This is a genomic window from Acidovorax sp. SUPP3434, from assembly GCF_030159015.1.
Classification (GTDB): Bacteria; Pseudomonadota; Gammaproteobacteria; order Burkholderiales; family Burkholderiaceae_C; genus Paracidovorax.
In genome coordinates, this window is the sequence record NZ_BQXL01000003.1 from 41124 (window position 1) to 61504 (window position 20381).

19 protein-coding genes are annotated in these 20381 nt (G+C 70.3%); 12 read left to right on the forward strand and 7 right to left on the reverse strand.

Features of this window, described 5'->3' with window-relative positions; all coding sequences use genetic code 11:
- Nucleotides 1-10: 10 nt before the first annotated feature.
- Nucleotides 11-2083, reverse strand: coding sequence for a putative bifunctional diguanylate cyclase/phosphodiesterase (locus tag AVKW3434_RS06620; RefSeq protein ID WP_284405230.1), 2073 nt, complete (start codon nt 2081-2083; stop codon nt 11-13).
- A gap of 95 nt (nt 2084-2178) precedes the next feature.
- Between AVKW3434_RS06620 and dbpA the strand changes: the two genes are divergently transcribed.
- The 7 genes from dbpA (at nt 2179) to dtd (ending at nt 8840) form a co-directional block, all read left to right on the forward strand.
- A complete protein-coding gene (gene dbpA / locus AVKW3434_RS06625) occupies nt 2179-3585 on the forward strand; it encodes an ATP-dependent RNA helicase DbpA (RefSeq protein ID WP_284405231.1) in 1407 nt (468 codons plus the stop codon).
- A gap of 136 nt (nt 3586-3721) precedes the next feature.
- Nucleotides 3722-4441, forward strand: coding sequence for a GntR family transcriptional regulator (locus AVKW3434_RS06630; RefSeq protein ID WP_284405232.1), 720 nt, complete (start codon nt 3722-3724; stop codon nt 4439-4441).
- A 44-nt stretch (nt 4442-4485) separates the two neighbouring features.
- Nucleotides 4486-5490 (forward strand): tripartite tricarboxylate transporter substrate binding protein, encoded by a 1005-nt coding sequence (locus AVKW3434_RS06635; protein ID WP_284405233.1) that lies wholly within the window; start codon nt 4486-4488, stop codon nt 5488-5490.
- A gap of 4 nt (nt 5491-5494) precedes the next feature.
- Complete coding sequence (locus AVKW3434_RS06640) at nt 5495-6325, forward strand: amidohydrolase family protein (protein WP_284405234.1); 831 nt, start codon at nt 5495-5497, stop codon at nt 6323-6325.
- Between the two features lie 110 nt (nt 6326-6435).
- Nucleotides 6436-7251 carry an oxidoreductase gene (locus tag AVKW3434_RS06645; RefSeq protein WP_284405235.1) on the forward strand — a complete coding sequence of 272 codons (816 nt, stop codon included), beginning with the start codon at nt 6436-6438 and terminating at the stop codon, nt 7249-7251.
- Nucleotides 7252-7419: 168 nt separating this feature from the next.
- Nucleotides 7420-8379 carry a cation diffusion facilitator family transporter gene (locus AVKW3434_RS06650; RefSeq protein WP_284405236.1) on the forward strand — a complete coding sequence of 320 codons (960 nt, stop codon included), beginning with the start codon at nt 7420-7422 and terminating at the stop codon, nt 8377-8379.
- Nucleotides 8376-8840: a D-aminoacyl-tRNA deacylase gene (gene dtd / locus AVKW3434_RS06655; RefSeq protein ID WP_284405237.1), complete on the forward strand. Its 465-nt coding sequence runs from the start codon at nt 8376-8378 to the stop codon at nt 8838-8840. Before AVKW3434_RS06650 ends, dtd begins: the two co-directional genes overlap by 4 nt.
- A 97-nt stretch (nt 8841-8937) precedes the next feature.
- On the opposite strand, the gene ybeY is transcribed toward dtd, so the two are convergent.
- Nucleotides 8938-9396, reverse strand: coding sequence for an rRNA maturation RNase YbeY (gene ybeY, locus AVKW3434_RS06660; RefSeq protein WP_272567140.1), 459 nt, complete (start codon nt 9394-9396; stop codon nt 8938-8940).
- Between the two features lie 44 nt (nt 9397-9440).
- Nucleotides 9441-10400, reverse strand: coding sequence for a PhoH family protein (locus AVKW3434_RS06665; protein ID WP_284405238.1), 960 nt, complete (start codon nt 10398-10400; stop codon nt 9441-9443).
- Nucleotides 10401-10448: 48 nt separating this feature from the next.
- Between AVKW3434_RS06665 and ruvA the strand changes: the two genes are divergently transcribed.
- From ruvA to AVKW3434_RS06690, 5 genes are all read left to right on the forward strand, one after another.
- Nucleotides 10449-11021: a Holliday junction branch migration protein RuvA gene (gene ruvA, locus AVKW3434_RS06670; RefSeq protein ID WP_272567143.1), complete on the forward strand. Its 573-nt coding sequence runs from the start codon at nt 10449-10451 to the stop codon at nt 11019-11021.
- 107 nt (nt 11022-11128) lie between these two features.
- Nucleotides 11129-12718 carry a trypsin-like serine peptidase gene (locus tag AVKW3434_RS06675; protein ID WP_284405239.1) on the forward strand — a complete coding sequence of 530 codons (1590 nt, stop codon included), beginning with the start codon at nt 11129-11131 and terminating at the stop codon, nt 12716-12718.
- A gap of 153 nt (nt 12719-12871) precedes the next feature.
- A complete protein-coding gene (locus AVKW3434_RS06680; RefSeq protein WP_349816828.1) occupies nt 12872-14785 on the forward strand; it encodes a trypsin-like peptidase domain-containing protein in 1914 nt (637 codons plus the stop codon).
- 10 nt (nt 14786-14795) lie between these two features.
- The gene (gene ruvB, locus AVKW3434_RS06685) at nt 14796-15869 is read left to right on the forward strand and encodes a Holliday junction branch migration DNA helicase RuvB (RefSeq protein ID WP_272567148.1); all 1074 of its coding nucleotides are present in this window, start codon (nt 14796-14798) and stop codon (nt 15867-15869) included.
- Between the two features lie 235 nt (nt 15870-16104).
- On the forward strand, nt 16105-16737 hold the full coding sequence (locus AVKW3434_RS06690) for a phage tail protein (RefSeq protein WP_284405241.1): 633 nt from the start codon (nt 16105-16107) through the stop codon (nt 16735-16737).
- A gap of 153 nt (nt 16738-16890) precedes the next feature.
- Here AVKW3434_RS06690 and AVKW3434_RS06695 read toward each other — a convergent pair whose 3' ends face one another.
- The 4 genes from AVKW3434_RS06695 to ttcA form a co-directional block, all read right to left on the reverse strand.
- Nucleotides 16891-18060, reverse strand: coding sequence for a DSD1 family PLP-dependent enzyme (locus AVKW3434_RS06695; protein WP_284405242.1), 1170 nt, complete (start codon nt 18058-18060; stop codon nt 16891-16893).
- Nucleotides 18044-18682, reverse strand: coding sequence for a histidine phosphatase family protein (locus tag AVKW3434_RS06700; protein WP_272567152.1), 639 nt, complete (start codon nt 18680-18682; stop codon nt 18044-18046). The genes AVKW3434_RS06695 and AVKW3434_RS06700 overlap by 17 nt, the downstream gene beginning before the upstream one ends.
- A gap of 17 nt (nt 18683-18699) precedes the next feature.
- Entirely contained in the window at nt 18700-19329 is a 630-nt protein-coding gene (locus tag AVKW3434_RS06705; RefSeq protein WP_284405243.1) for a DUF4136 domain-containing protein, read from the reverse strand.
- 61 nt (nt 19330-19390) lie between these two features.
- Complete coding sequence (gene ttcA, locus AVKW3434_RS06710) at nt 19391-20377, reverse strand: tRNA 2-thiocytidine(32) synthetase TtcA (RefSeq protein WP_284405244.1); 987 nt, start codon at nt 20375-20377, stop codon at nt 19391-19393.
- Nucleotides 20378-20381 lie beyond the last annotated feature (4 nt).

Genomic DNA, 20381 nt, shown 5'->3' on the forward strand with positions numbered 1-20381 from the left:
GACGGGCCCGCTATCTTTTTTTCAGCAGCCACTCGCGCGTCTGGCGCGGGTCCATGGGCGGCGAGATCAGGTAGCCCTGCGCCAGGTGGCAGCCCAGGGTGCGCAGCAGGTCGTGCTGGGCGGCGGTTTCCACGCCTTCGGCCACGGTCTGGATCTGCAGGCTGCGGCCCATCTGGACGATGGCGGTGACGATGGCGACGTCGTCTTCGTTGGCGGGCGTGTCCGAGACGAAGGAGCGGTCGATCTTGAGCTTGTCGATCGGGTAGCGCTTGAGGTAGGCGAGCGACGAATAGCCGGTGCCGAAGTCGTCGATGGACACGCGCACGCCCAGCGCCTTGAGCGCATCCAGCGTGCGGCGCACCTGGTCGGCCTCGTGCATGAGCACCGATTCGGTGAGCTCGATCTCCAGAAAGCGCGGTGCCAGGCCCGTCTGGCGCAGCACGCCCGCGATTTCGCCGGCCACGTCGCGCTGGCGGAATTCGAGCGCAGAGAGATTGACCGCCACCGGCACCTGCGGCAGGCCCTCGTCGTGCCAGGCCCGCATCTGCCGGCAGGCCTCGACCAGCACCCAGCGGCCGATGGGCGTGATGAGCCCGCGCGCTTCGGCGAAGGCGATGAAGTCGATGGGCCCCACCAGGTCGCGTTCGGGGTGGCGCCAGCGCACCAGCGCCTCGAAGCCCACGAGCGCACCGTCGTCCAGGCGCACCTGCGGCTGGTAGTGCAGCACGAACGCGCCGTGCAGGATGGCGTCGCGCAGCAGGCGCTCGTGCTGCAGCACGCCGGTGGAGGGCGTCTCCATGCCCGGGGCGTAGGCCTGGCGGTTGGCGCGGCCGCTGTCCTTGGCCTGCTGCATGGCGGCGTCGGCCCGGCGCACCAGCTCGGCGGCGGTGTCGCCGTCGTCGGGGTACATGCTCACCCCGATGGAGACCGACACCGACAGCGGCGTGCCGTCGGCATGGAACACGGCGCACACGTCGGCCAGCAGCTGATCGGCCACCGCCAGGGCGGAGGGCCGGTCCTGCGCGTCGCGCAGCACCACGACGAACTCGTCGCCGCCCACGCGCGCCACGATGTCCACCGAGCGCACGCCCTGCACGAGCCGGCGGGCCACCTCGCACAGCAGCATGTCGCCGGCCTCATGGCCCAGCGAGTCGTTCACCGTCTTGAAATGGTCCATGTCGATGAACAGCACGGCGGCGGCCTGCGGCGTGCGCTGCGCGGACTCGATCACGGCGGTGAGCTGCTCCATGAGCGTGGCGCGGTTGGGCAATTGCGTGAGCGCATCGTGCCGGGCCAGGAAGGCCTCTCGCTCCTGGGCCTGGCGGCGCGCGGTGATGTCGCGCAGCACCGCGATGCGGTAGTCCGAGCCCTTCCAGGGCATGGTCTTGCCGACGATCTCCACAGGTACGGCCCGGCCGTCCCGGTGCAGCACCGTGACTTCGTAGGGCTCCTCGCGACCCTCGCGCACGTAGGCCTCGGTGACGGGGCGGAACTCTTCGCTCACGAAATCGAGCATGCGCCGGCCGCGCACCTCGGCCAGGGAGTAGCCCATCAGCCGCGTGAGCGCTTCGTTGAAGTCGGTCACCAGGCCTTCGCGGTGGAACACGATGGCCTCTTCGGTGGCCTGCGAGAACTTGCGCATGCGCTCTTCGCTCTCGCGCACCGCGCGTTCGGCCTCCCAGTGGTGGGTGATGTCGTTGATGAGCACGAAGGCGCCCATCAGCCCCAGCTTCGGGTGCAGGTGGGGAATGAGGTTGACCTCGATCATGCGGGACGGCCCGCCCCGCACCCGCTGCTTGCGCGTGTATTGCACGCGCTCGCCCCGCAGCACCTGCTGGATCTGGGGCTGGATCGAGGCCCAGGCGCTGTCGCCGATGGCTTCCTGCACTGTCTTGCCCAGGATCGCCTCCACTGTGTGGCCGGTGGATTCGGCGTAGCCCTGATTGGCAAAAACACAACGCAGGGTGGACGATTCGAAGTAGGCGAGCAGCGCCGGAACGGAGTCGGCCAGCAGCCGCAGCAGGGAACTGCTGCAGTGGGGGTCCTGGGAAGGACCGTCCGCTCGGCTTGATGTGTCTGGCATGTCCCACCCTTGTATCTCGAAGTTTTATAGCCGATCGGGGCGCCCCTGGCGAGGGGTGCAAGCCCTTGACCACCCGGCCCCGGGATAATCCGGGGATGACTTCTTCCGTTTCCGGCGCTGGCGCCGAGTTCTCCTCCCTGGCGCTGCACCCCGCGACCCTGTCCAACCTGCAGCAGCTGGGCTACACCCGCATGACGCCGATCCAGGCCGCGAGCCTGCCCGTGGCCCTGCTGGGCCGCGACCTGATCGCCCAGGCCAGCACCGGCAGCGGCAAGACGGCGGCCTTCGCCCTGGCGCTGCTGGCCAACCTCAATGCGCGCCGCTTCGCGGTGCAGGCCCTGGTGCTGTGCCCCACGCGCGAGCTGGCCGACCAGGTGGCCACCGAGGTGCGGCGCCTGGCCCGCGCGCAGGAGAACATCAAGGTGGTCACCCTGTGCGGCGGCGTGCCGCTGCGCGGCCAGATCGCCAGCCTGGAGCACGGCGCGCACATCGTGGTGGGCACGCCCGGGCGGGTGATGGACCACCTGGAGCGCGCCACGCTCGATCTGCAGGCGCTCAACACCCTGGTGCTCGACGAGGCCGACCGCATGCTGGACATGGGCTTCTTCGACGACATCGCCAAGGTCGCGCGCCAGTGCCCGGCCGAGCGCCAGACGCTGCTGTTTTCCGCCACTTACCCCGAGGGCATCGAGCGCCTGGCGCGCCAGTTCATGAAGGAGCCGCAGCGCATCACGGTGCAGGCCCAGCACGGTTCGGCCAAGATCGCGCAGCGCTGGTACGAGGTGAAGGAGAGCGAGCGCCTGCACGCCGTGTCGCAGCTGCTGAACCACTTCCGGCCCGAATCGGCCATCGCCTTTTGCAACACCAAGCAGCAGTGCCGCGACCTGGTGGGCGTGCTGCAGGCGCAGGGCTTTCACGCGCTGGCCCTCTATGGCGAGCTGGAGCAGCGCGAGCGCGACCAGGTGCTGGTGCAGTTCGCCAACCGCAGCTGCTCGGTGCTGGTGGCCACCGACGTGGCCGCGCGCGGCCTGGACATCGCCCAGTTGCAGGCGGTGATCAACGTGGACGTGACCCCCGACCCCGAGATCCACGTGCACCGCATCGGCCGCACCGGCCGCGCGGACGCCGAAGGCCTCGCCTTGAGCCTGGCCAGCCTGCCCGAGATGGGCAGCGTGGGCAAGATCGAGCAGCTGCAGGGCCGGGAGTCGGAATGGCACCCGCTGTCCGAGCTGACCGCCGCCCCCGGCGGGCCGCTGCTGCCGCCCATGGCCACCATCCAGATCATCGGCGGGCGCAAGGAAAAGATCCGCGCGGGCGACGTGCTGGGCGCGCTCACCGGCGAGATGGGCTTTGCGCGCGAGCAGGTGGGCAAGATCAACGTGAACGATTTCTCCACCTACGTGGCCGTGGAGCGGGGCATTGCCCAGGACGTGGTGCAGCGCCTGGCGGCCGGCCGGGTCAAGGGCAAGCTCGTGAAGGCGCGGCTGGTGGATGGCACCTGACGGCCTTTGAGGGGCTCTGGCAGCGGCGGGGCTGGCGCCCCCGGGTTTGTCCCGATCGCGCCGCCTGCGCCCTGTCTTAGACTGCAAGTCATCTAGAGGAGTAGATCAATTGCCGTCGCCCGCATCCCCTCCCGCCGTGGCGGAACACCCCGGCCTCGCCCGCTATGCCGCGCTGGCGGCCGCGCTGCGGCACCGCGTCGTCCGGGGAGAATGGCTGCCCGGCACGGCCCTGCCGGCCGAGCAGGCGCTGGCCGCCGAGCATGGCGTGGCGCTGGGCACGCTGCGGCGCGCGCTGGAGCTGCTGGTGGAGCAGGGCCTGATCGAGCGCATCCACGGCAAGGGCACCTTCGTGCGCAGCGGCATCGCCGGTGCGTCGATGCTGCGGTTCTTTCGCTTCGGCGAGGGCGCGGCGGGGCAGGAGCCCGCTTCGCGCATCCTGTCGCGCCAGGCCATGGCGGCCCCGGCCGAGGCGGCCCGCGCGCTGGGCTTGGCACCGGGCGAGCCGGTGCTGCGCCTGCACCGCCTGCGGCTGATCGACGGCGAGCCCTGCCTGCTGGAGCACATCTGGCTGCCGCTGGACCGCTTCGGCGCCCTGGCGGAGGACGACACCGCCGCCTGGCCGCCGCTGCTCTATCCCTTCTATGCCAGCCGCTGCGGCGTGCACGTGCAGCGGGCGGTGGACGACATCGGCTTCGGCGTGCTGTCCGCGCCCCAGGCGCGCAGCCTGGGGCTCGCGGCGGGGCATCCCTGCGCCGTGGTCACCCGCCGTGCCATGGACCTGGCCGGCCGCTGCGTCGAATGGCGCGTCACGCGCGGCGATGCCCACGCCTTTCACTACACCGTCACCCTGACCTGACCTGACCTGACCTGACCTGAACCGAACCGAACCTGGAGACCCGCATGCCTTCCATCGCATCCCCCGCCACCGGCGGCGCCCGCCGCCGCTGGATCCTCGGTGCCGCCGGCGCCGCCCTGGCCGCGCCCTGGGTGGCCGGCCGCGCGCAAGGCATCGGCGGCAAGCCCGTGACGCTGGTGGTCTCCTACCCCGCCGGCGGCGGCGCGGACCTGATGGCGCGCATCATCGCGCCGCGGCTGGGCGAAGCGCTGGGCCAGAACGTGGTGGTGGACAACAAGCCCGGCGCCAGCGGCCAGATCGCCGGCGCCTACGTGGCGCGTGCCACGCCGGACGGCAGCACGCTGCTGCTGGACGCCTCGTCGTTCGCGGTCAACCCCGCGCTCTATCCCAAGATGGCCTACGACACTGACAAGGCCTTCACGCCGCTGGCCGTGCTGGCCACCTTTCCCAACGTGCTGGTGTGCTCCGCGGGGTTCCAGGCGCGCAGCGTGCAGGACGTGATCGCGCTGGCCCGCGCCAGGCCGGGCGAAGTGGCCTATGCGTCGTCCGGCAATGGCTCGGCGCAGCACCTGGCGGGAGCGCTGTTCGAGGAGCGCGCCGGGGTACGGCTGTCGCACATTCCCTACCGGGGCGGCGGCCCCGCGATGAACGATGTCATGGCGGGGCAGGTGCCGCTCTTTTTCGCCAACGTGGCCTCGGCGCTGGGCCACATCCGCTCCGGCAAGCTGCGCGCGCTGGCCGTGACGGCCGCGCTGCGGGCCCGTTCGCTGCCGGAGGTGCCCACCATGACCGAAGCGGGCGTGCGCAAGTACGAGGTGCTGGAATGGAACCCGGTGCTCGCCCCCGCCGGCTTGCCCGCCGCCACGCGCACGCGGCTGGTCGATGGCATCCGCAAGGCGCTGGGCGATGCCGAGGTGCTGGCGCGCATCCGCGCGCTGGGCGGCGACGTGTTCGCCGATGCATCGCAGGCCTCGGCCGGGGCCTTCATCCAAGCCCAGCAGGGCCAGTGGGCCCAGGTGGTGCGCGACCGCAACATCTCGGTCGGCTGAACCGATGCCGACGGACGTCGACCGCGCCCCCCACCCCGATGCCTGGGACGGAGCCGGTGCCTGCTGGGACGCGCACGTCCACGTGTTCGACGCCGATGCGCCGACGCAGCCCGGCCACTACCGCCCCGCGCACCACCCGCTGGAGCGCATCGAGGGGTTGGCTGCCGCGCACGCGGTGCGGCATCTGGTGCTGGTGCAGCCCAGCGTGTACGGCACCGACAACGCGGTGATGCTGCGCGCGCTGGCCGCGCGGCCCGGCCGGCACCGCGGCGTGGCCGTGGTGGACGCGGCGGTGCCCGACACGCTGCTGGACCGCATGCACGCGCTGGGCGTGCGGGGCGTGCGCTTCAACCGCGTCTCGCCGGTGGGCAACGGGCCCGAGGCGTTCCGCGCCCTGGCGCCGCGCCTGCGCGAGCGCGGCTGGCACGTGCAGTGGTATGCCGGCCCGGAGCATCTGGCGGAGATCGCGGCGCTGCACGCCGGCACCGGCGTGGCCTGCGTGCTCGACCACCTGGCGGGCCTGCATGCCGAGTTGCCGGCGGACGACGCGGCATGGAGCGCCCTCGCGGCACTGGCCGCGCAGGGCGCGTGGATCAAGCTGTCCGGCTGGTACCGGCTGCGCGCGCAGGCGCCTTACGGCGCGCTGCAGGAGACGGTCCGGCGCGTGGCCGACCTGGCGCCCGGGCGGCTGGTGTGGGGATCGGACTGGCCGCACACGTCGTTCGCCGCCGACGCCATGCCGGCCTACGATTCGGTGTGGCAGCCGGTGGCGGAGGCGTTGGGCCCGGACCGGGCCGGCACCGTCCGGCAGAACGCCTCGCGCCTGTATGCCTGACGGACGCCGCCCCGACGTGCCTTAGAAAATATCTTTTCAGTAGTGACTTAATACTGTTTCGATAGTAATATCCTTTCGTCGGCCATCCGGCCCATGACGAAAGGAAAACAATGCGCAAGACGAACAGGGGTATCGCCGTCGTGACGGGGGCGTCGTCGGGCATCGGGCTCGTGACCGCCCGCTCCCTGGTGCAGGCGGGCTACCAAGTCTTCGGAACCAGCCGCAAGGCACCCGCCGATCCGCCCGCCGGTGTCACGATGCTGGCCTGCGATGTGACCGACGAAGCGTCGGTCCAGCGCCTCGTGGACGAGGTGGCCAGGCGGGCGGGGCGCATCGATCTGGTCGTCAACAACGCCGGCGTGGGCCTGCTGGGCGGGGCAGAGGAATCCTCGATCGGGCAGGCGCAGCGCCTGTTCGACGTCAACGTCTTCGGCGTCGCCCGCGTCGTCAACGCGGTGCTGCCGCTCATGCGGGCCCAAAAGAGCGGCCGCATCATCAACATGAGCTCGATCCTGGGGCTGATTCCGGCGCCCTTCAACGCCTTCTACGCATCGACCAAGCACGCGATCGAGGGCTACTCGGAATCCCTCGACCACGAAGTGCGCCGGTTCGGCATCCGCGTGGTTCTGGTGGAGCCCGGCGTGACGCGCACGGCGTTCGAGGAAAACCTGTCGCGCGCCGACCGCCCCCTCGCGGACTATGCCGACGATCGCGCCCGCAGCGAAGCGCTCATGCGCCAATGGGTGGAGGCGGGCGATGCGCCGCAGATCGTCGCCGACGCCGTCGTGAAGGCCGCCACGGCCACCCGGCCCAAGCTGCGCTATTCGGCCGGCAAGCAGTCCACCCAGGTCCGCTCGCTGCGCCGCTATCTGCCCGAGGGCCTGGTCGACAAGACGCTGCGCAAGTTCAACGGCTTGCCGGCCTGAGCGCAGGGGGCGCGGGCGCTCTCCCTCGCATCCCCTCCCGGGTGCCGGCCAGGCCGCAGTGAGTGGGGGCTTCGCGGGCGTGGCGGGCTCGCCGTGGCAGGCCGCCGGCGGTTCGGAATGGCGCCGTTCGGGGCAGAATGGCGGCCCCGGCGCTTTCCTTGCCAGCCCATGCCCTCCCGCCCCCTGCCTTCCGATCCGAGCGCCCCGGGCCGCACCGGTCCTGCCGCGCCCGCGCCCCGCACGCTGCTGTGGGGCTCGGTGGCCGTGGCGCTGGTCACCATCGTGCTCAAGACGCTGGCCTGGCACCTCACCGGCTCGGTGGGGCTGCTGTCCGATGCGCTGGAGTCGTTCGTCAACCTGGCGGGCGCGGTGTTCGCGCTGGCCATGGTGACCGTGGCGCAGCGCCCGGCGGACGACGACCACCCCTACGGGCACCACAAGGCCGAGTATTTTTCTTCCGGGTTCGAGGGCATCCTGATCGTGGGGGCCTCCGCCGCCATCTTCTGGGCGGCGGCGCACCGGCTGTCCTCGCCGCAGCCGCTGGAGCAGGTCGGCTGGGGCCTGGCGCTGTCGGTGGTCAGCTCGGCGCTCAACGGCGGCCTGGCGTGGCTGATGTTCCGCTCCGCGCGCGTGCACCGGTCGGTGGCGCTGGAGGGCGATGCGCGCCACCTCGTCACCGATGTCTGGACCTCGGCGGGCGTGGTCGTCGGCATCGGCGCGGCCAGCGCGACCGGCTGGCTCTGGCTGGACCCGGTGGTGGCCATGGCCGTGGCGCTGAACATCCTGCGGGAAGGGGCGCACATGGTGTGGCGCGCCTCCCAGGGCCTGATGGACGCGGCCGTGGAGCCCGATGCGCAGGCGGCCATCGACGCGGCGCTGCACGGTTTCTCGCAGGGCGCGCCGCAGGTGCGCTTCGACCACCTCATCACGCGGCAGGCCGGGCAGCGCCGCTTCGCCGGCCTGCACATGCACGTGCCCGCCGAGTGGAGCCTGGGCCGCGCCGCCCAGTTGCGCGGCGCCGTGGAGACCGCCCTGATGCGCGCCGTGCCCGGGCTGCGCGTGACCATCGAGCTGCTGCCCGTCGGGGTGGAGGCATTTCTGGAAGAACCGAAGGATTCCCCACCATGATGAGCGTGTTGCAGCGCGTGCGCGAAGCGCGCGTGGAAGTCGATGGCGAGGTGGTGGGCCGCATCGGCCCGGGCCTGCTGGTGCTGCTGTGCGCCGAGCGCGGCGACACCGATGCCGAGGCCGACCGGCTGCTGGCCAAGCTGCTCAAGCTGCGCGTGTTCACCGACGAGGCGGGCAAGATGAATCGCAGCGTGCAGGACGTGGGCGGCGGCCTGCTCGTCGTGAGCCAGTTCACCCTGGCCGCCGACACCTCCGGCGGCAACCGCCCGAGCTTCACCCAGGCGGCGGCGCCGGACGAGGGGCGGCGGCTGTACGACCTGTTCGTGGCCCGCGCACGGGCGCTGCACCCGGTGGTGGAGACCGGCCGCTTCGCGGCCGACATGCAGGTGCACCTGGTGAACGACGGGCCGGTCACCATTCCGCTGCGCATGGCGCCAGCGGATGGTTTGCTATCGAAATAATAGCTAAACAGGCAATCAATACCCCGGCATGGGGCTGTTTGGAGGCCCCATCCGGCCTTTCAGCGGTGGGGAAGGCGCGGCCCGCGCCGTGGTCGGCTCAGCCCGCGTACGGGTCGTCGAAGCCCAGTTCCTGCAGGATGGCCGTCTCGTAGGCCTCCATCTCGTCGGCGTCCTCGGCGCTGGTCTCGTGGTCCCAGCCCTGGGCGTGCAGCGTGCCGTGCACCAGCAGGTGGGCGTAGTGCGCGCGCAGGTCGCGGTTCTGCTCGCGCGCTTCGCGCGCCACCACGGGTGCGCACAGCACGAGGTCGGCCATCACCAGGGGCTCCTGTGCGTAGTCGAAGGTGAGCACGTTGGTGGCGTAGTCCTTGCGGCGGTACTCGCGGTTGAGGGCCTGGCCTTCTTCCGCATCGACGATGCGCACGGTGATCTCGGCGTCGCTGGACAGCGCATGGCGGATGAAGCGCGCCGCGGCATGGCGGGGCAGGGCGGCGCGGTGTTCCTGCACCCCGGGAAAGCGCGCGAACTGCAGCGACAGGGTCAGATGGTTCAGGGTCATTTGGGCCTCTGGCGCATGTTCCACTAGGGCGTTTTGCTATTGATTCAGGAGTGTCCTGCGCGGCTGCCCGCCGCGCGCTGGGCATCGTAGGCGTCCACGATGCGGGCGATCAGCGGGTGGCGCACCACGTCGGCGGTGGTGAACCGGGTGATCGCGATGCCCTTGACGCGCTTGAGCACCCGTTCGGCGTCGATCAAGCCGCTCATCGCGCCCTTGGGCAGGTCGATCTGGCTCACATCGCCCGTCACCACGGCGCGGGCGCCGAAGCCGATGCGGGTGAGGAACATCTTCATCTGCTCGGGCGTGGTGTTCTGGGCCTCGTCCAGGATGATGAAGGCGTTGTTCAGCGTGCGCCCGCGCATGAAGGCCAGCGGCGCGATCTCCAGCGCGTTGCGCTCGAAGGCCTTCTGCACCTTCTCGTAGCCCATCAGGTCGTAGAGCGCGTCGTACAGCGGGCGCAGGTACGGGTCCACCTTCTGCGTGAGGTCGCCGGGCAGGAAGCCCAGGCGCTCCCCGGCCTCGACCGCCGGCCGCGTCAGCACGATGCGCTGCACCGCGTTGCGCTCCAGGGCGTCGACCGCGCAGGCGACGGCCAGGTAGGTCTTGCCGGTGCCGGCGGGGCCGATGCCGAAGGTGATGTCGTGGCTGGCGATGTTGTCCAGGTAGTTGCTCTGCGTGGGGGTGCGCGCGCGCAGGTCGGCGCGGCGGGTGTTGAGCGTCACCGCGCCGTCACCGGGCGCCTCCAGCATGGCGCTGTCGCCGGCCAGCATGAGCTGCAGGTGCTCTTCGGCGATGGGCCGCTCGGCCATTTCGTACAGCGCCTGGAGCAGCTCCATCGCCTGGGTGGCCTTGGCCTTCGGCCCATCCACCTTGAACTGCTCGTGCCGGTGCGCGATGCTGACCGACAGCGCCGTCTCGATGGTGCGCAGGTTCGCATCGGCCGGGCCGCACAGGTGCGACAGCCGGTTGTTGTTGTGGGGGGTGAAGGTGTGTCGCAGGATCACGCGGATAATTCCGGTTGGATGGCCGCAACGGTGCGGCGAAGGACATCAATGATAGGCAAACTCACCGGCACGCTGCTGGAAAAGAACCCGCCAGAAGTGCTGCTGGACTGCCACGGCGTCGGCTACGAGGTGCAGGTGCCCATGAGCACCTTCTACAACCTGCCGCCCGTGGGGGAGCGCGTGGCCCTGCTCACCCAGTTCATTGTGCGCGAGGACGCGCAGCTGCTCTACGGCTTTGCCACGGCGCCGGAGCGCCAGGCGTTCCGCGAACTCATCAAGATCTCCGGGGTGGGCCCGCGCACCGCGCTGTCCATCCTGAGCGGCATGGGCGTGTCCGACCTGGCGCAGGCCGTGTCCCTGCAGGAGGCGGGGCGCCTGGTGAAGGTGCCCGGCATCGGCAAGAAGACCGCCGAGCGCCTGCTGCTGGAGCTCAAGGGCAAGCTGGGGGCCGACATCGGCGCCCATGCGCACGCCACGAGCGACGCGCAGGCCGACATCCTGCAGGCCCTGCTGGCGCTGGGCTACAACGACAAGGAAGCCGCGGCCGCGCTGAAGGCGCTGCCCCAGGACGTGGGGGTGAGCGACGGGATCAAGCTGGCGCTCAAGGCGCTGGCCAAATGAAGGCCATGGGCTGACGAAGAACAACGAATGGGACGCCGCGCGCACGCCCACGGGCGGGGTGGCGCGGGTCCGGGTCGATCCATCAAAAAAAAGGGAGTGAACGAAAGATGGCCAAAGGGAAATGGATGGCGCGCGGTGCCGCGCTGGTCGTGGTGGCGTCGCTGGTGTCGGGGTGCGGCGGGGGTGGCGGGGGCGACAGCGGCGCCGTCACCGTGAGCGCAGCGCCGTCCGAGGTGCTGCAGGTGGACTCGGCCGTGCAGCCGGCGGGTGCCGAGGACGCGGTTTCCCGCACCAAGCAGCGCGCGGCGGGCCCTCGGGTGGAACCGGCCCGCGTGGCCTTGCCCGCCTTCGTGCGGCCCAAGGCGGCGCAGTCCCGGCACGACGGCGCCCGCTGGGTGGGCGATGCCCGCGCCATCGAGGCCACCGCCACGGCGGACGGCCTGCAGCGGCTGCTGCAGTGGACCCCGTTGGCCAACGGCGGCATGAAGGCGGCCGTGAGTTTTGCGTCCGAAGACGCGCAGGGCCTGCGCCTGGGCGTGCGGGTGCGGCAGATCCCGGACGAGGCCGTGGTGCGGGTCTACCGCCAGGACCGTCCCGATGCGGTGTACGAGACCACCGGGCAGGCCATCCTGCAGGCCATCGGGCGCAATATCGCGGCGGGCGACGCATCGGACAACGCGCGCACCTGGTGGACCCCCCATTCCGGCGCGAGCGAGGCCACGCTGGAGATCGAGCTGCCCGCCGGTGTGCCAGCCGCCGCGCTGGACGTGGCCGTGCCGGCGCTGGCGCACCTCTTCGAGAACCTGTCTCTGCCGCCGGAGGGCGCCCAGGCGGCCAAGGCGGTCGGCGACGCCATCGCCTGCAACCTGGATGCGAGCTGCTTCGACGAATACGCCCCCCAGCGCGATGCCGTGGCGCGGATGCTGTTCGTGGACAACGGCAAGGCCTACGTCTGCACCGGCACGCTGCTCAACGACCGCGACGCCACGCGCACGCCATACTTCCTCAGCGCCAACCACTGCATCGCCTCGCAGACCGTGGCGTCCACCCTGCAGACGGACTGGTTCTTCCGCTCGCAGGCGTGCAACAGCGCCACGCTGTCGCCCCGGTCCACCGCGCGAACGGGCGGCGCGACGCTGCTCTACGCCAGCGCGGACACCGACACCGCCCTGCTGCGGCTGAACGAGGCGCCGCCCCCTGGGGCCGTGTTCGCCGCCTGGGACGCCGGCCCGCAAGCCGAATCGACGGCCGTGGTCGGCATCCACCATCCCCGGGGCGACCTGCAGAAGATCAGCACCGGCAGCATCATGGGCACGCTGGCCTGCACCAACGACACGGATGGCTCCATGCTGTGCGACTCCTCCACGGACGCCTCGGCCGGCTACTACGACGTCGGGTTCGACCGCGGCACGGTGGAGGACGGCAGCAGCGGATCGGCCATCTTCCATGGCGGCCGCGTGATCGGGACGCTGTACGGGTTCGCCTCCAGCGCCCAATGCTCGGTCGACGACGTGCGGGTGTACGGCCGCTTCGATCTGGCCTACCAGAAGGGGCTCAAGCAGTGGCTGTCGCCGCCGGTGAGCGTGCCGGTGGCCTGGCGGCATCCCGCCCGCGGGTTCGGGGCACCGCATGGGCCGGCGGGCCGCCGCGGCGATGGACCCGCGCCGTTCTGGCACGAGTGGCTGGCGGCGCGGTAGCAGGCCGGGGAGCACAACGGGGCCATGACGCGATGCCGCAACGCGGCGATGAAATCATCTGCCGGCAGCCACGGGGCTGTGGCACATTTTGCAATCCGGGGCGGCATGGGACCGCCCCGAACCGATGACAGGAGTTGTTCCATGCAGCTGGTAATGAGGCGAGTTCGATCTTTGGCGGTTCTGGCGGTGGCCTCGGTGCTGGCTGCCTGCGGTGGCGGCAGCGGCGGCGATGCGGTGCAGTCCGCGGCCGCGCCGCAGGCCAGGGCCCTGGTCTACAGCGTGGAGTCGCGCGAGCAGCCGGCTTCCGCCGTGCAGGACGTGGCGCGGGTCAAGGACCGCGCGGTCGGCGCGGCCATCGCACCCGCCCGCATCGCCCTCGGGCCGCTGGACCAGTCCAAGGAAGGGGCGGCCAGCGGCTTCGGCCCGCGCCAGGTCGGCAGCCCCCGCAGCGTCGCCCAGACGGCCACGGCCAGCGCCACCTTGCAGCAGCTGCAGTGGACGCCCACGGCCAGCGGCGGCCAGGTTGCCGCCCTGAGCTTCTCGGCCGAAGGCGCGCACGGCTTGCGCCTGGGCGTGCTGGTGCGCCAGCTGCCCGGCAGCGCCGTGCTGCGCGTGTACAGCCAGGCCCGGCCCTCGGCGGTTTTCGAGATCGCCGGCCAGGAAGTGCTGCAGATCATCGAGCGCAACCAGACGGCGGGCGATACCTCCGACGCCGGCCGTACCTGGTGGACGCCCGACACGGGCGGCGACGAGGCCACGCTGGAGATCGAGTTGCCATCCGGCACGCCTGCGGGCGCGATCGACCTGTCGGTGCCGCGCCTGTCGCACATCTACGACAACCTGTCGCTGCCCACGGCCGAAGAGCTGGAGCAGCAGACCAAGATCAACGAATCCGACGCCTGCAATCTCGATTCGACCTGCTACGACGATTACGCCGCCCAGCGCAACGCCGTGGCACGGATGCTGTTCGTGCGCCCCGACGGCAAGACCTACGTGTGCTCGGGCACGCTGCTGAACGACCGCGACGGCACCGGCACGCCCTACTTCATCTCGGCCAACCACTGCATTTCCACGCAGACCGTGGCGTCCACCCTGCGCACCGACTGGTTCTACCGCTCCCCCAGCTGCAACAGCCGCACGCTGTCGTCCGCCACCACGGCGCGCACCGGCGGCGCCACGCTGCTGTACGCGACGGACAGCAGCGACACGTCGTTCCTGCGCCTGAACGAGGCCCCGCCCGCCGGCGCCGTGTTCGCCGCATGGAACGCCAATCCCCAGGGGCTGGGCGGCGCCGTCGTCGGCATCCACCACCCGAAGGGCGACCTGCAGAAGATCAGCTTCGGCAACCTGGCATCCCTGACCGCGTGCTCGTCCATCAGCGACACCAACTTCACCTGCAGCGGCACCAGCGGCAACTTCTACCGGGTGACGTGGAGCCAGGGCACGACCGAGGGCGGCAGCAGCGGCTCGGGCATCTTCTCCGGCGGCGCGCTGATCGGCACGCTCTACGGCGGCAGCGCCGTGTGCACCAACAAGGCGTCGTCGGACTACTACGGCCGCTTCGACGTGGCGTACAACGCGTCCATCAAGAACTGGCTGTCGCCGGCCACCAGCGCCAGCGGCCGCACCGCCGTGTACCGCTTCTTCAACAGCAGCACGGGCGCGCACTTCTTCACGGCGAGCGCGGGCGAGCGCGACTTCGTGATCAACACCTACCCGGCCTTCGCCTACGAAGGCGTGGCCTTCTACGCCTACGGCGGCGCCACCGCCGGCCAGAGCGCCGTGTACCGCTTCTTCAACAAGAGCAACGGCGCGCACTTCTACACCATCGATGCGGGCGAACGCGACTTCGTGCGCGCCACCTACCCGTCGTTCGAGTACGAAGGCCCGATCTGGTATGCCCAGACCGGCGCCGGCAACGGCTCGACCGCGATGTACCGTTTCTTCAACAAGGGCAACGGCACGCACTTCTACACCATCAGCCAGGGAGAGCGCGACTTCGTGCAGGCCACCTATCCGGTGTACCAGTACGAAGGCCCCGTGTACTACGCCTGGACTTCCAACTGATCCGCAACGCATGAGCATCCAGACCGACGACTTCGCCCCCGCACCCGCCAAACGCGTGATCTCCGCCGCGCCGGCCTCCCCGCAGGAGGAAGCGCTGGAGCGGGCGCTGCGCCCCAAGCTGCTGCAGGAGTACGTCGGTCAGGCCAAGGCGCGCGAGCAGCTGGAGATCTTCATCGGTGCGGCGCGCAAGCGCGGCGAGGCGCTGGACCACGTGCTGCTGTTCGGGCCCCCGGGCCTGGGCAAAACCACGCTCAGCCACATCATTGCCGCCGAGCTGGGCGTGAACCTGCGCCAGACCTCCGGGCCCGTGCTGGAAAAGCCCAAGGACCTGGCCGCGCTGCTGACCAACCTGGAGCGCAACGACGTCCTGTTCATCGACGAGATCCACCGGCTCTCGCCCGTGGTGGAGGAAATCCTCTACCCCGCGCTGGAGGACTACCAGATCGACATCATGATCGGCGAGGGGCCCGCGGCGCGCAGCATCAAGCTGGACCTGCAGCCCTTCACCCTGGTGGGAGCGACCACCCGCGCCGGCATGCTCACCAACCCGCTGCGCGACCGCTTCGGCATCGTCGCGCGGCTGGAGTTCTACACCCCCGAGGAGCTGTCGCGCATCGTCATGCGCAGCGCCGGGCTGCTCAACACGCCGATCCAGCCGGACGGGGGCTTCGAGATCGCGCGCCGATCGCGCGGCACGCCGCGCATCGCCAACCGCCTGCTGCGTCGGGTGCGCGACTACGCCGACGTGAAGGGCACGGGCCAGATCACGCTCGATATCGCCCAGCGCGCGCTCACCATGCTCGACGTGGACCCCCAGGGCTTCGACGTGATGGACCGCAAGCTGCTCGAGGCCGTGATCCACCGCTTCGACGGCGGTCCCGTGGGGCTGGACAACATCGCCGCGAGCATCGGCGAGGAGTCCGGCACCATCGAGGACGTGATCGAGCCCTACCTGATCCAGCAGGGCTACCTGCAGCGCACGCCGCGCGGGCGCGTGGCCACCCTGGCGGCCTATCGCCACCTGGGCGTGGCGCCGTCGCGCAACCCTGCCGACCTGTTCGGCGGGCCGCCGTCGGCGGCTTGACCCATCGCTTCCGGACGCCTTGTCCGAACGCTCCTGCGGCTTCATCGCAGCAGCCAGATACGCGCCGGGGATCGGCGCGCGTTGCATTCTCGACGCCCCGTGAATTCTCGCTTGTCGCCCTGCGATTTCTGGTGTTTACTCCCTCTATCCGCCTTCGCTGCGAGATCGTCAAAAAGCATCGCTGCCAGGTGCGGATATTGATCGACAAACCTTTTTTTGGGAGAGGGAAACTCACATGGATCCGATTCTGGGCCAGATCATTCTTTGGGCCGTGCCATGGGTACCGCAGGGCTGGGCTCTGTGCGACGGCACACTGCTGTCAATCAATCAGAACCAGGCGCTCTACTCGCTGCTGGGCACCCGTTATGGCGGCGATGGCGTCAACACCTTCGGCTTGCCCGATCTGCGCAACCGGGTTCCGCTCGGTTCCCAGAACATGGTGACCATCGGTGGTACGAGCGGTGCCGCTACCGCGTCCACCAACGCCATTGGCGCTGCGATCCTGTCGCTCGCCAACCTGCCGGCCCACACCCATGGCGTGACGGTGGCTGCGGGCGGAACGGCCGCGGTGTCCATTCCTGCGGACGACACCACGGGCGACAACAACATTCCAAGCAATACATTGGTGATGGGCAAGGGCGCTGCTGGCACCACGCCCGCCAAGGTGTACAGCTCCAAGTCCTCCACCACGACGCTCAAGCCTTTCGATGCACCCTTGACCCTGCCTGCCATCACCACGCAAGCGGCCGGCAGCGCCACGCCCACGCCCGTGCAGATGAACGTGCCCGTCACGGTCAGCACGCTGCAGCCCGGCATCACGCTGAACTTCATCATTGCCGTGAACGGCATCTATCCGTCGCGTCCCTGACCGCGGATGGGCAGGCAGCGGCCTGCCTGCCGCCATGGCCACCCGGGCGCGGCTAGCGCTTCGGTGGCGATGGACGACGAGGCCGGGGCAACCCGGCCTTTTTCTTTCTTTCTTTTTGCGGACCGTCGCACAGGCGTCCGCCGGTGCTTCAGGTCAGGTCAACGCGCCCCGGGCATCCACCCGGATGATCCGCTCCACCACGCCGTGCGCCAGCCCGCCGCGCACGCCGATCAAGAAGTCGTACAGGTTCACCGTCGGGTCGCAATGGCCGGGAATGAGCCACAACATGCGGCCCAGCGAGGGCAGCCGGGCCTTGTTGCCGTCGGCGTAGAGAATGCCGTGCTCGTCGCCGCCGTTGGCATAGCGCAGCGCCCGCTCGGGCGGCAGCATCGCCACGATCGGCAGGCCGGAGTCGATTGCGTGGCTCTTGTGGCCGGCATCGCACACCGCGTGCGTTTCCTGGCTGGAGATGACCTGGGTCTTGACGAACAGTGCATGCTCGAAGGCCGGCTGGGCCGGCTCGCGTTCGTTGCCGGCGTAGTCCGCGTCCATGAACAGGAACGAGCCCGCCTGCAGTTCGCCGTAGACGCCGCTGGCGGCCTCGTGCACCAGCGTGCCGGTGCCCGCGCCGGTCACCAGCGGCACCGGAAGGCCGGCGGCGGTGATGAGGTCGCGCGTGTGGCGCGCGGCCTCCACCACGGCGGCGATGGCCTCCCGGCGGGCCTGGGCGCCGCGCAGGTGCTGCGCGCGGCCATGGTAGGCATGCAGGCCCGCGAAACGCAGCCGGGCATGGCGCGCCACGGCCAGCGCCAGGGCCACGGCCGGTTCGCCGGGCGGCACGCCGCAGCGCCGCTGGCCCACGTCGATTTCCACGAACACATCGATGCCCGCATCGCTGGCGGTGACGGCCATGGCCTCGGCCAGGCGTTCGATGCCTTCCTCGCTGTCCACCGCCAGGGCCAGGCGCCCGCCGCGCAGCCCGAGCTGGTGCGCCAGGCGTGCCACGCGCAGCAGCTTGGCGGCGGCGATGACCTGGTTGCTGATGTACAGGTCGTTCACGCCGGCGGCGGCCAGCGCCTCGGCCTCGCTCACCTTCTGCACGCAGGCGCCCGTGGCACCGGCCTGCTGCAACAGCAGGGCGAGCTCGGCGCTCTTGTGCATCTTGGCATGGGGCCGCCAGCGCACCTGGTGCTTGCGCGCGAAGTCGGCCATGCGCTGGATGTTGCGCTCCATGGCGTCGAGATCGACGACGAGTGCGGGGGTGTCGATCAGGTCGACGCGCAGGCCGATGCTGGCGCGCAGGGATTCAGGAATGGGCTTCATCGCGCGTGGCGTCGTCCAGGTGCTGTGTGTCGGCCCAGCCGACCAGGGTGAGGCCGTCGCCGGTCCAGAGCAGGCGGTTGATGGCCGCGTTGGTGAGTTGCCAGGTGCGTGGGGCCTGCAGTTCCTGGCCGGTGGCGGCGCGGTACAGCACGTCCATCACGCCGCCGTGGGCGACCAGCACCACGAGTTCGCCGGGGTGGCGCTGCGCCAGCTGGTGGGTGGTGCCGAGGATGCGCTCTCGGAACACGATCAGCGACTCGCCCCCGTCGGGCACGAAGTGCGGATCGCGCTGGCGCCAGCGGCGGGCCTCCTCGGGCATTTCGGTCTCGATCTCGGCGAAGGTGCGGCCCTGCAACTGGCCGAAGCTGCGCTCGCGCAAGCCGGGCTCGGCGATCAGCGGTGCGCCCGTGGTGTCGGCCACCGCCTGCGCGGTGGCATGGGCGCGCTGCAGGTCGCTGGCATAGATGGCGGCCACGGGCTCGCCGGCCAGGGCCTCGCCCACGCGGCGTGCCTGCCACAGGCCGGTATGGTTGAGCGGAATGTCCAGATGGCCCTGGATGCGCGTGTCCACGTTCCAGGCGGTTTCTCCGTGGCGGATGGCGATGATGCGGGTGGCGTGCATGGCGTCGAGTTCGTCGATCAGGGGGCGGGCGGCGCCAGGGTGGTGCGCACCTGTCGCGGGCCCGCGGGGGGCTGCGGGAAACCGGTCAGCGCGGCGTCGAACAGGATGCCGAAGATGGCCGGGTCGCTGGTCCAGACGTCCTCGTGCACGGCGGAGGTCTCGTACACGATCTGCTGCGTGGCGGCGTCGCGCAGCACCAGGCTCGCCTCGCGGCGGTAGAGCGTGGGGGGGCGGTCCATCATCCAGCTGCCGCCCATGCCCCAGCCCCAGCGGCCGCCATGGCCCCCGTAGCCGAGGCCCAGGCCCCAGCGGGGGTAGAACGGGTCGCCGTAGTAGGGCCAGTAAGCCGGCGTGGCATAGCTTGCCTGTGCGCCGACCTGCAGCACGAGCCGGGCGTTGGCGTCGTCGCGTTGAAGCCCCACGCGCGCCAGCGACTGCTGGGCCATGGCTTCGATGGGGGCGAACGATGCGGCCTGGGCCTGCTGCGAGGGCAGGCGCTCCAGTCGGTAGGTGGGCGGCGAGGGCAGGGCCGCTAGCGTCGAGTAGCTGTGTACCGCGCTGTCCACGGTGCGGGTGACGGCGCAGCCGCCGAGCATCAGGGCGGCCGTGGCCAGGGTGATGGAAAAAGCGCAGCGCAGGGTCTTCATGGGTGTCTCCGGAAAGGGGCCGTCATGGTGCGGTCAGCGCTGGCGATGATCGATGGGGCGTTCAGGACAGCTGGACCACCTGCACGCCCGGCAATCCGGGGGCGGCAGGGAAATCCTCGCGGTCGAATGCCTTGTCTCCGTCTTCGCTGGCGATGCCCGTCGCCTTCAGACCCTTGAAGTCGTGCAGTGTTCCATCGAGCAGGTGCGACGGCACGACGTTCTGCAGCGCGTTGAACATGTTTTCCACTCGGCCGGGGAATTTCCGGTCCCATTCGCGCAGCATCTCGCCCACCTGCTTGCGCTGCAGGTTCTCCTGGCTGCCGCACAGGTTGCAGGGAATGATGGGGAAGTTGCGGTGCGCGGCCCAGCGCGCGGTGTCCTTCTCGGCCACGTAGGCCAGCGGGCGGATCACCACGTGTTTGCCGTCGTCGCTCACGAGCTTCGGGGGCATGGACTTGAGCTTGCCGCCGAAGAACATGTTGAGCAGCAGCGTCTGCAAAATGTCGTCGCGGTGGTGGCCCAGGGCGATCTTGGTGCAGCCCAGTTCGTCGGCCACGCGGTACAGGATGCCCCGGCGCAGCCGGCTGCACAGGCTGCAGGTGGTCTTGCCTTCGGGGATGAGGCGCTTGACGATGCTGTAGGTGTCTTCGTTCTCGATGTGGAACGGCACGCCCTGCGAGGCCAGGTACTCGGGCAGCACGTGCTCGGGAAACCCCGGCTGCTTCTGGTCGAGGTTCACCGCCACGAGGTCGAAGTGGATGGGCGCGCGCGCCTTGAGCTTGAGCAGGATGTCCAGCAGGGCGTAGCTGTCCTTGCCACCCGACATGCACACCATGACCTTGTCGCCCTCCTCGATCATCTGGTAGTCCACGATGGCCTTGCCCACCTCGCGGCACAGGCGTTTTTCCAGCTTGTGGGTTTCGCGCTCGATCTTCAGGCGGGCCGGCGCCGCAGCGGCCTCGGCGCTTGCCGCTGCATCGGGCGTGCCGAGGGGCTCGGGGGCGTCGGCGGTCCAGCCGGGCGTGGGGTGGTTGAGGATGGCATTCATGGGG